The sequence below is a fragment of the Chamaesiphon sp. GL140_3_metabinner_50 genome, from assembly GCF_025361915.1.
Classification (GTDB): Bacteria; Cyanobacteriota; Cyanobacteriia; order Cyanobacteriales; family Chamaesiphonaceae; genus Chamaesiphon.
Map to the genome: position 1 here is coordinate 1 of NZ_JANYJC010000375.1, position 7,376 is coordinate 7,376.

A 7,376-nucleotide genomic window follows, 5' to 3' on the forward strand; every position below is an offset into this window, starting at 1 on the left:
TTACCCCACCCCAACCCTCCCCTTATAAAGGGGAGGGAGCAAAAGCCCCCCTTTATAAGGGGGGGTAAACCAACTCAAAACGAAGTCTATCTGACTTGTGTGTACGCGGTAGCTTTTGAGGGGGGAGCCGGATCGGGACATTTTTCCATTCCATTCCTAATTTATGCCAACACAACGAATTGCTTTTTTTCTGCCAACATTAGCAGGTGGTGGTGCCGAACGAGTCGCCCTCAATTTACTCAAAGGGATGCTAGAACGAGATGTGCTGTTAGATCTAGTTGTCGCCGACACTGAGGGGCCATATTTAGAGCAAGTACCCGCCGGAGTGCAACTGGTAAATTTGGGCACTGCTAGAGTAATGAAAGCAATTCCCGCTCTGGCTAGATATCTCAATGAAACCAAACCTGTGGCACTGCTATCCCACATGAATCATGCCAATATTGCCGCAATTTTGGCAAGAGATTTGGCGAGGAGTAAAACCAAGTTAGTAATTGTCGAACACAATACACTCTCTAGCAGTAAATCTAACTTACGGCGCAGCAAATTTTTGCCCCCAATGATGCGATTCCTGTATCCGCGTGCCGATGCGATCGTGGGTGTTTCGCAAGGTGTGGCGACAGATCTAGAATCTCAATTGGGGTTCCAGCCAGGAACGGTGCGAGTCGTCTACAATCCGGTTGTCGATCGAGAGTTACTCGCCAAAGCGGCAATGCCCATCACACATCCCTGGTTTGAGGCTGGCAATCCGCCCGTATTTTTGGCAGTGGGGAGACTATCGCAGCAGAAAGATTTTGCTAATTTAATCCGCGCTTTTGCGATCGTCCGCCAGCAAAAATCCGCACGGTTACTCATTCTCGGAGAAGGTGAGACTCGCAGCGAACTAGAGGCAGAAATAGCCGCTTTAGGGATTGGAGCAGATGTATCTCTGCCTGGATTCGTTCAAAACCCTTATGCTTATATGTCTGGCGCGACTACGTTCGTCTTATCATCGCAGTGGGAAGGCTTACCGACGGTATTAATCGAGGCGATGGCTTGTGGTTGTGCTGTAGTCTCTACCGATTGCCCTTCTGGGCCTGATGAAATTTTAGCATCTGGCAAGTACGGTCGCTTGGTACCGATCGAAGATAGTCAAGCCCTAGCCGATGCCATGTTACAAACGCTAGAAACCTCCCCAGATCGATCGGATTCGCTCGATCGCGGTCGATATTTTTCAGCCGAGCGAGCGGTAGATGCTTATCTCCAGCTATTTGGCTGCTAATTTAAGATCGGGTGGCGATCGATTGGCGGAGCCTGGAGACTGGAAGTCTCCGCTCATGATGCAAAGTCCGCCTACGCGGACTAATATTCCAGTCCGCGTAGGCGGACTTTGCACCATGAGCCACGATTTCAATCGTTGGCGGTACTAGAACGAAGCCAATATCCTTAACCAGAACTCACGTTAAATACAGCTCGCCCATAAATCCTTATATCTGTCGATCATAATCTGCAAATTAAAATTTGCTTCGATTCGCTCTCGACATTGGACTCGCCGCTGTACCAATGTCGTTTGATTCGATAACTCGCCAATTGCTGCTGCCATTGCAGTTGCCAACCCTGCGGGATCGCTAGATGGTACTACCCAACCAGTCTCGCCGACAATTAATGCCGAATCCCCAACTTCGGTGACGATACAGGGCGTTTCGCAAGCCATTGCTTCGGCGACAACATTGGGAAAGGCTTCGCCATAAGCACTAGATAATACGTGGAAATCTAACGCACTCATCACCGCCGGAATATCAGTGCGGATACCGAGTAATGTGACGCGATCTCTGACTCCCGCCCGATCGAGTAGCTCTAATAGTACTTGATTATCTTCAGACATATTCGAGCCGATCGTCACACAATGCCAAGGCGATTGGACTCGTTCCTGTAATTGAGACAAAGCGGCGATGAGGTTGGCATGATCTTTTTGGGGGTTCCAACGCGCCACCATGCCAAATAAGGTTGTCTGTTCGGGAATCTGCCACAGATCGCGCAGTTGCTTGCGGCGATCTGGTTGAGGCGCGAATTCACTAATATCGTAGCCATTGGGGATGACGACCATTTTTTGGGATTGGTAACCCAGTGCCGCATGAACTTTGACTCCCTCTTGAGAGCAACTGACAATTTTCAGGGGAAGCGTTTTTGATAGGAAGCCGCACGCACGCACGATCGCGCGGGTGGAAGTAGATGTTTTCGCCGGATCGAGGTTGGTATTATGAATTCCCCAGACGACGGCTTTTTTACCTGCAATGCGCGCGACGATGCCGCCAATAAAATCGCTATGATACATCCAGGTTTGAATAATGTCGGCATCGATCTGGCGAATGAGTTGGTATAACTTGATTACTCCCGCGATCGTCAATCGACTCTTGGGCATATCGAGCGCATGAACTTTAATGCCCACGTCTATGAGTCGCTCTCCATACGCACCGATATTCATCAAGGAAATTACCTGATGCTCGTTGTTTCGATCGGCAGTTACAAATCGGCACAGCACAGCTTGTGCTCCACCGTCATCAAAATCTGTAATAATATGAAGAACTCGCATTCAATTTAATTTTTGGTTTGATTCTTTCGCAATTGCTAGCTCGTTGACAAACTCTGACCGAGCAAAGCCTAAGTAGTCGATCGAAACGAGAATCATGCTAGATCCGATCGGCGACCCTTCAGAAGGTGTCTGAAAAGTTTAGTTTGTCAAGCGTAAACCCTAGAAATCCCCCCTAGCCCCCCTTAAAAAGGGGGGGAACCGATCCCTAAGTCCCCCTTCTGAAGGGGGATTTGGGGAGATTTAGATCTAAGGTCGGAGCCAGTAAGACTTTTCAGACACCCTTCAAGCCGATTGCGTTAGTTAGAGAACTGAAAATTTGCTAAATTACTTTTATGTATTCGTTATCGATTAACAATTTCGTAATAAATATTTATTCACTTTAGTCTATAGATCGCAGCTTCCCTGTACTACCACTAACAATACCATAGATAAATATGAATATCTAGACTCCAATTAGTAAGCAGATTTGCACTTAAAATATTACGTTTGTAAAGTATTGATTACAATAGTATCGAGACGATCGAACATCGGTAGTGGCAAATCTCAATCGACATTATAGCCGATCGCAGTAGCTCAGAATAAACAACTAATATACTTAATTGACAATAGCAATTGACGATTAGAGATCGGCAGATTAGTTTAAGTTCTCTCTAAAAACCAGACACCCAAATTCTGGATAGAACTTGGGTGTGTAATTTCTAAAATATTTTTAGGTCTAAATATACAGATGAAGCGAATATTGACAATTTGTGTCTAATATCTGCTACTGACCGTTGTGATGAATACCTGTGAATACATATTCACTATTAACATACTCATCACTGGCAGCATCTTCCCGTTCGCGATCCCCAGGCAATAACATTTTGTCACCAGCATCTTCTACCAAAAATTCAACAGCAACTCGAACGCGAACTTTACCTTTACACCAACGGCGGGTAGCCAAATCGAGGATTTCGCAACTAATACCTTCATCGAACCATTGGCAGTGTTCGTTAGCCAATCTGGTCGAACCGATCATCCGAATGGGAATCTCTAGACCGTGTTGACGTAATTTTTGATCGATCGCTCTACCAACGGAGCCGTCAAAAGATTGTCCGATCGCCCGTTTGAGTTTGCCAGAACGAAACATTGCCTCTCCAAAGGCAATCACATCATCATCACCACAATCATACGGAATAAGATTATTTGTCATAACAGTTTTCGCGATCGAAGGTTACTACTAGATACCACTAACATGATGCCATAATATACTCAAAACAAACCTCCGCGATCGCCAAGCCGACCAGCAACCGCAATTTTCTCGATCCAACCCCAATCTAGATCGATCGTGCCTCCTCCTAGCCCCAGCGTGTAATCTTGAGCTAGAATTAACATTCTGCAATGCGTAGAGACAATCAGTTTAAATATTACTTTAGTGGGACAAAGAGCGTGGAAAATAAATTAATGTTGATGATTCCTGGCCCTACGCCAGTACCAGAGAATGTGTTATTGGCTCTAGCCAAGCATCCGATCGGGCATCGTAGCGGTGAATTCAGTCAGATTATGGCAGATGTGACTGCTAATCTCAAGTGGTTGCACCAAACCGAAAATGATGTCTTGATGCTGACAGTTTCCGGTACTGGGGCGATGGAAGCCGGAATCATTAACTTCTTCAGCCCTGGCGATCGGGTGTTGGTGGTACATAATGGTAAGTTTGGCGAACGGTGGGCGGAAGTCGCTCATGCTTTTGCCCTCGATGTCGTTGAGGTGACCGCGCCTTGGGGACAACCGATCGATCCTAATGCCGTAAAATCGGCACTAGAGGCAGATACAGCTAAAGCGATTAAAGGGGTCATCGTCACTCATAGCGAGACCTCTACGGGCGTAATTAACGACTTAGAGACGATCGCCAAACACATTAAAGCCCACGGCGCACTCTCGATTATCGATGCTGTCACCAGCCTGGGAGCTGCCAATGTGCCGATCGACGCTTGGGGTCTCGATGTGGTTTGTTCTGGCTCTCAGAAAGGCTTTATGATTCCGCCAGGGCTGGGCTTTGTGACTGTTAGTCCGACCGCTTGGGCAGCTTATAAAACGGCAAAATTACCCCGCTATTACATGGATTTAGGTAAGTACAGCAAGGGTGCAGCCAAGAACACCACCCCCTTTACACCACCAGTCAACCTAATTTTTGCCCTCCAAGCCGCTCTGAAGATGATGAGGGCGGAAGGACTAGAAAATATTTTTGCCCGCCACCAGCGGCTGATGCACGCCACCCGCGCCGCAATTAAGGCGATGGGTTTACCACTCTATGCACCCGAAGGACATGGCAGCCCAGCAATTACGGCGGTTGCACCCACAACTGTCGATGCCGAACAGATTCGGAGCGTCATGAAGAAGAAGTTTGATATCGTTCTCGCTGGCGGTCAAGACGATCTCAACGGTAAAATCTTTAGAATCGGTCATTTAGGCTTCGTTGCCGATCGCGATATCCTTACTGCTATCGCCGCTCTCGAAGCCACGATCGTCGAACTCGGTCATACTGGAGCTACCCCCGGTGCTGGTGTTGCTGCGGCGGCTAAAGTTCTACTGAGTTAGGCTTTAGGTTTTAGGTTTTAGATGTTAGGTTTTAGATGTTAGGTTTTAGGTGTTAGGTTTTAGGAGTAACTACACACTTACTCCTTACTCCTTACTTCTCCCCCATGCCTCCCCAAGCTGCTCAATTTACAATCTCTAACGATCGGATTCCGCTGGCTGTATATCGAGAGATTGCGGCGCATTTGCAGCAGATCGCGGGAATTGCCGTTGCAGATTTAGCTCCGCCCAAACGCGAATTTGACTATATGCAGAGCCAGTTGGGTGGGTTGAAAATTACTGGAGCAGATCGGCTTCTGGAGATCGACAGGCTGCGGCTCGATCGGATTCTCGATTATTATGCTAATCGGTACGATCGATGGGACTTCGATCGCTAATTGGTGAATCGCCGACATTTGAGTCAAACTAATCTAGCTTAAAGCTAGTCGATCGGTCGATCGAATTTTCCGGAAATAAAGATGATTTTTCAGACTTATGTAATATAATTTACATTAATTCAATTTTGGTGAGAAGATTGGGTACCAAGCATCGAATTATTTCGATCTGATGGTATCTTTTTTATACCTTTAATTAAGTTGCTAAATTAACAATTAACCTAGCCCACTCTGGGTATAATCCAGACATGTTGGCAATATTTTAATGTGTTTAATGATACGGTTGTAGTTAAATTTACGTAATTCGTTCCAGATTGCCATTCTGTCATAACTAAAATGACAGTCTAAAATCGATAGATATGGTGATGTTAGATAGTCAGCAGTAAGAGTACGCCCATTGATTGAATGCTCTTGAATATTTTGGAAACCGATCGTGTTAACTAGACTTTGGTATGTCAGGAATCGATGGCGAAAGTTACCGGATCCACAAGTCATCGCCAAACAACTGCCACAAACTGCTGGCGGGCAATTATCTCAGCCAGGAGAAATTGCCGAAAGCTTGCTGTCGCAGCAACCCAGCGGATCGATTGCCACCGAACAGCTCCAACAGAAAAACACGGGAAAATATGCGACAATGAAACAAGATTTTCCGATCGACCTCCAACACTCACAAGCTCCCGTGGATACAGATAACCCAGAAGCTTGGTATCAGCAGGGAGACTTGTACCGCGATGCAGGTAAGCTGGATGTTGCCTTGGCTTGTTATGGCAAAACACTGGAATTACAACCGCACAAGCAAGCAGCTTGGGTGAATTTGGGTTGGGTTTTGGTAGGGTTAGAGCGATTGACAGAAGCATTGGCAGCTTACGATCGGGCGATCGAACTTGAGCCTCAAGATGCTGAAGCATGGGCAAATCACGGTTGGGTATTGTTTCAATTGAAAGATTATTACCAAGCAGTTAAGAGTTGCGATCGATCGATCGCCATCGAGCCGGGAGATCGGTTTGCATGGTATCAAAAAGGACGTGCGCTGTTTGAATTGCAAGAGTACGATGAAGCATTAGCAGCTTACGATCGGGCATTAGAAATTCAGCCCGATGATAGTCTAACGCTATCGCATAAAGGCTGGTTGTTATTTGGAATCGGTCAAGTGTACGCCGCTTGTAGCTGTTACGAACAGAGTTTACAGATCGATCCTCAAGATTGCTTTGCCTGGAATAATCAAGGGCAAGTCTTGTTTTATTTAGGTAAAATTGCCCCAGCAATTAAGTCGTATCAACAAGCAACGCAACTCAACTCGCAATTTTATCAAGCCTGGAATAATTTAGGTGTCGCTCATTTCGAGCAAAAAAGTTTTGAAGATGCCTTGCGATGCTATCGATGTGCGATCGATCTGGCTCCAGATTTCATCGCTGCTTTGTATAATCAGGGCAAGGTGTTATTTTTCTTGGGTGACTTTGAAGCCGCGTTGGCAGCTTATACCAAAGTTACCCAATTGCAGCCAGACTTTTACCAAGCCTGGAACCACTGCGGGAATATTTTATTTCATTTAGGCGAACTCGAAACTGCACTCCGCAAATATGAAGTCGTTACCAAACTTCAGCCGCAGCTAGCCGAAGGCTGGACGAATCGCGGTAATATTTTGTTGCAACTCGATCGCCCTCAAGAAGCTCTCAACTGTTACACGCAGGCTACCACACTCGTGCCTAAAGATGCCGAAGCATGGAACAATCGCGGCAAAGCGATGTTTCAATTAAAAAGGTACGAACATGCCCTCGATTGCTATCGCAAAGCCACCCAAATCGAGCCACACCATAGCGATGCCTGGAATAATCAGGGTAAAGCTTTATTTAAACTCG

At 46.4% G+C, this 7,376-nt stretch carries 7 protein-coding genes; 4 read left to right on the forward strand and 3 right to left on the reverse strand.

Annotated elements, in window-relative coordinates; all coding sequences use genetic code 11:
- Positions 1 to 163: 163 nt before the first annotated feature.
- Positions 164 to 1,258 (forward strand): glycosyltransferase, encoded by a 1,095-nt coding sequence (locus Q0R35_RS18280; protein ID WP_295621871.1) that lies wholly within the window; start codon positions 164 to 166, stop codon positions 1,256 to 1,258.
- Here the strand turns inward: Q0R35_RS18280 and Q0R35_RS18285 are convergent.
- From Q0R35_RS18285 to Q0R35_RS18295, 3 genes are all read right to left on the reverse strand, one after another.
- Entirely contained in the window at positions 1,244 to 1,390 is a 147-nt protein-coding gene (locus Q0R35_RS18285; RefSeq protein ID WP_295621874.1) for a hypothetical protein, read from the reverse strand. The genes Q0R35_RS18280 and Q0R35_RS18285 overlap by 15 nt on opposite strands.
- Before the next feature lie 48 nt (positions 1,391 to 1,438).
- Positions 1,439 to 2,569 (reverse strand): glycosyltransferase, encoded by a 1,131-nt coding sequence (locus tag Q0R35_RS18290; protein ID WP_295621877.1) that lies wholly within the window; start codon positions 2,567 to 2,569, stop codon positions 1,439 to 1,441.
- 763 nt (positions 2,570 to 3,332) lie between these two features.
- Complete coding sequence (locus Q0R35_RS18295; protein ID WP_295621880.1) at positions 3,333 to 3,761, reverse strand: KGK domain-containing protein; 429 nt, start codon at positions 3,759 to 3,761, stop codon at positions 3,333 to 3,335.
- 236 nt (positions 3,762 to 3,997) lie between these two features.
- On the opposite strand from Q0R35_RS18295, the gene Q0R35_RS18300 reads away from it, so the two are divergent.
- From Q0R35_RS18300 to Q0R35_RS18310, 3 genes are all read left to right on the forward strand, one after another.
- Complete coding sequence (locus Q0R35_RS18300) at positions 3,998 to 5,146, forward strand: alanine--glyoxylate aminotransferase family protein (RefSeq protein WP_295621882.1); 1,149 nt, start codon at positions 3,998 to 4,000, stop codon at positions 5,144 to 5,146.
- A gap of 104 nt (positions 5,147 to 5,250) precedes the next feature.
- Positions 5,251 to 5,520, forward strand: coding sequence for a hypothetical protein (locus tag Q0R35_RS18305; protein ID WP_295621885.1), 270 nt, complete (start codon positions 5,251 to 5,253; stop codon positions 5,518 to 5,520).
- A gap of 430 nt (positions 5,521 to 5,950) precedes the next feature.
- The coding region (locus Q0R35_RS18310; protein ID WP_295621888.1) for a tetratricopeptide repeat protein at positions 5,951 to 7,376 on the forward strand (1,426 nt) is incomplete at its 3' end.

Coding starts and splice junctions, on each gene's coding strand:
- Q0R35_RS18295 (WP_295621880.1), bottom strand. CDS start 3,761: ATGACAAATAATCTTATTCCGTATGATTGTGGTGATGATGATGTGATT.
- Q0R35_RS18280 (WP_295621871.1), top strand. CDS start 164: ATGCCAACACAACGAATTGCTTTTTTTCTGCCAACATTAGCAGGTGGT.
- Q0R35_RS18305 (WP_295621885.1), top strand. CDS start 5,251: ATGCCTCCCCAAGCTGCTCAATTTACAATCTCTAACGATCGGATTCCG.
- Q0R35_RS18290 (WP_295621877.1), bottom strand. CDS start 2,569: ATGCGAGTTCTTCATATTATTACAGATTTTGATGACGGTGGAGCACAA.